At 33.5% G+C, this 3,545-nt stretch carries 3 protein-coding genes; all 3 read right to left on the minus strand.

The window, feature by feature from the left end:
• Positions 1–174 precede the first annotated feature (174 nt).
• Complete coding sequence (locus GXM16_RS22635; protein ID WP_163396764.1) at positions 175–696, minus strand: general secretion pathway protein; 522 nt, start codon at positions 694–696, stop codon at positions 175–177.
• Positions 697–1,893 (minus strand): general secretion pathway protein, encoded by a 1,197-nt coding sequence (locus GXM16_RS22640; RefSeq protein WP_163396765.1) that lies wholly within the window; start codon positions 1,891–1,893, stop codon positions 697–699.
• Positions 1,893–3,545 (minus strand): type II secretion system protein GspD (locus tag GXM16_RS22645; protein ID WP_163396766.1); only part of this gene is annotated, 1,653 nt, incomplete at its 5' end. The genes GXM16_RS22640 and GXM16_RS22645, both read right to left, overlap by 1 nt.

Below are 3,545 nucleotides of genomic sequence, written 5' to 3' on the forward strand. Positions count from 1 at the left end.
AAGATTTACTTTTGGATTTGAGTCTATAAAATATAATTACAGGAAATACAAGAACAGAACGACAACTACATACTTTAGTTTTTTTTTAATCGCTAGTTAATTCAGCAATACAAGCCAGAATTAGGGAATTCAATCGCTAGTATCAGTATATTTATTTTTAAGCAAAAAAAAAAATCAAATCCCTTTATTTGTCTGCATAATAACTTCAACAAATAACTGGTCCATATCCGTCTTATAGTTCTTTTTCTTAATAAAGTTTAAATGTTTAACGGCGCCCAGCTTCGGATTGTTTTCGATTTGATTCAACAATGCCAGACATCCATTAAAAGAGCCTTCTAAAGAAAAAATATAACTGGTAGTAGTAAATCCTTTTTGTATTATAGTATGGGGTTCCTGAAAGTCGGTAATTTTAAGATGGTAGGTATTACTGTAGGAACTTAACTGTTTCAATAAATCATTCTGAAAAGAATCTGAAACATTGATTTCGTTTTGGTCCAGAACCTGATCCAGCTGTTTTTCTTTCCGGATCAACTGGTTTGCTAAATTGGGCAAATTGCTATCATTTGCAATCTGCTGTTCTTTTTTATGGTATTCGTTATAATATATGACCGTGTTGGATATAGCAAACGAATAACAGATATAAAGGATCAAAACAAATCCTACTATCAACAGTTTATTTTTCTTGTTTAGTTTCATTTATTTCAATGTAATTTTAATAGAAAACCCTGTTTCGTTTAGATCATTTTTTCCAAAATGGGTAATTAAGACTTTGTCTATCCATTTGATTCTTTCTATATTTTCAATCCAATGTGTAAAATCATCATTTGAAAGGGTTGTTCCCATTACCGTGATCACCTTATAAGTGTAAAGTACTGGTTCCTCTGCCTTTATTTTTTTTTCTAAAGGATGGTACGTTAATTCCGTTAAAAGAATTGACGTTGGGATTTCTTTAGCTATTTCATTAATCAGAAAAGAACTTTGAGAATCTGTTTTGCCCAGACTGTTTTTTACTTTTTCCTGCTTGACTATAATCCGCTGCTTAATTTTACTGACATCTTCCTGTGATGACTGGTTTACCAAAATAGTTTCCGCACTCTCCTGAGCCAGCTTATAATAATGCGTGAAGAAGACAAAATTTAATAGCAGAATAGTCAGCACTATCCCAATTATTACTTTTAAGCCTTTTGTAAAAAACTGTTTCTGATACCAGGCATCCTGCAATCCTTTACTATACGATGTAACAGATCCGGAATTAGCAGAATTATTCAGCAATAACCTTAATACTCCTGAGAACGCCAGTAAATGCCTGTTCTGAATTTCTAAATCATTAATATTATAATTGATAACTTCATCCTGGGCAGTTGAAGAAATAATCAGCTGCTCTTCCTCCTTCGCTATAGCCTGATGATTAGTATATATGATACTTTCATTTACATAGTCCGTAATTTCAGATATGGCACAAATCCCCAAGCTAATCCCGGCAAGAGTTATTTTTTGTTTTTCGTATTGGCTTATTATTTCGTCTACATAGGTTTTTCTTGTAATGGCTACTAAAGATCTTGTTTTTAAACGCCAGATTTCAACATAAAACTCTTCCCAATTGGTATTAGGAAATGCCTTATGCAAAAGTTTTTCATCAGAAGTTTCTGTACCTGCTACTTCTTTCTGGATTACCTGATTGGTATTTATAATTAGAAAAAACGGCAATTTCGTATCCCACTTGTCCGCTACTTTTTGATTGTAAGTAACTCTGTCTTTTTTAGCAATAACCAGTCCTTCCTTTTTCTTTTCGACTAAAAGCAATGCGATTTTATCCTCATTGTTTAAGGTAAAATGCTCAATACCGATGTATTGCTTGCCCAGCAAAAGCGAGGTTAAGGATAGAAAAGTCATTAGTAAATAACTGTTGGTTTAATCAATACACTTAATTTTTTCCTGGAATCTTCACGTGTTCTGGAACTAAATAACCATTTTATAACCGGAATTCTGGACAATAAAGGAACGCCGGTGCCGGAATCATTTTTCACTGATTCTTCCAAACCACCTAATACAATTAAATCCTGATCTTTGACACGGATAATAGATGTAAACTCACGTGAATTGATTCCAGGAGGTGCATCTTTATCTACTTTTTGCCCATTAAAACTGGATTGAATTACTTTGATATCCATGGTAATCTGGCCGTCACCGGCTACTAATGGCATGATCGTAACAGATAATTCCGCATCGATAGGCTGGTAATTTTTGATTTCTGATGCCTGTGGAATCTGGGAACCATAAAAATTTTGATTGGTCACCACATAATAGGTTGTTTCGCCAATAGACAAATAGGCTTTGTGACCGTTTAAGGTAGATAATCTTGGGGAAGAACGTATTTTTAAATTACCATTGGTTTCCATAGCTTTAAGGCTTAAATAGAAGTTTGGCACTACTTTTCCAATATTCAAAGATCCGAAACCATTGAATCCATCAATAATATTATTAATAGTCTGCGCACCAAGATTCATATCATAATTAGGAAAGAGTGTTCCTGAAGTGGTTACAGGTTTATCTCCAATTCCTGCATTTATACCTGTTTCAACAGTAGCACTTTTATTTACCTCTAAAAGCATGACCTCAATCAATATAACAGGCACCGTTTTATCAATATACTTTATAAAAGATTCAAATCGTTCAATATTGGCTGCAGGACCATTCACTAAAAAGCTATTCAATTCTTTGTCAATTTTAATATCCAGATCTTTTTTGATTTCGTCCGGTATAATGCTTAGAATCGATTCTGAAGGATTACTGCTGCTCGCAGAGGAAGAATTTCCTGATGAGCCAAAATTGGAATTCTGATTGTTAGGCTGGTAACTTGTACTATTAGTCCTGTTATCAGAAGAATTATAACTTGTATAATTAATGTTATTTGAATTATTGTTATTTAATCTTCCCGCACTCCTGCCCTCTTTTGATGGATCACTTAAAATATCAATAGAACGATACATTAACGGGATTGCCTTTATATTTCTTACCACTAACTGATTTTTAGTTCCAAAAAAGTAAACAGAACCATTTCTCATGTACGTATAAGAGCCTACACCACCAGATGATTCTCCATTTCCTGCACCAGCCTGAGGATCATTATTATTGTACTGTCTTTGGGCTTGATTATTTGATGAAGATTGATTCTCTGTTTTGGTTTCAAATATCTTATTCAGAAGAGCATCAAAAGAGATATTTTTCGCTTTTACTGTTGCATTTCCGGCATTTTCTAACGGACTGGAGATAAACATATCAATATCCAATTCGTGTCCTATGTCATAAACTATACTTGAAATAGGTGTATTTTCAAAATCTACATCCAATATCTTTTTTTCGGCATCCACTACAACAAAGAAAAAGTTGGATTTTCTGGAACGTTGCGGTTTATTTTGACGCACAACTGCTGTTTTGTCAGTATTATTCTGAACAGCATAATTGCCCTCGAGCTGATCGAAAATATAAAAATTATCCCTTGATTTTGTTACACTCAGATTATTAGAAAAAGCTAATTTATCTAA

The sequence above is a fragment of the Flavobacterium limi genome (assembly GCF_010645075.1).
GTDB classification, from domain to species: Bacteria; Bacteroidota; Bacteroidia; order Flavobacteriales; family Flavobacteriaceae; genus Flavobacterium; species Flavobacterium limi.

Coding starts and splice junctions, on each gene's coding strand:
- GXM16_RS22635 (WP_163396764.1), bottom strand. CDS start 696: ATGAAACTAAACAAGAAAAATAAACTGTTGATAGTAGGATTTGTTTTG.
- GXM16_RS22640 (WP_163396765.1), bottom strand. CDS start 1,893: ATGACTTTTCTATCCTTAACCTCGCTTTTGCTGGGCAAGCAATACATC.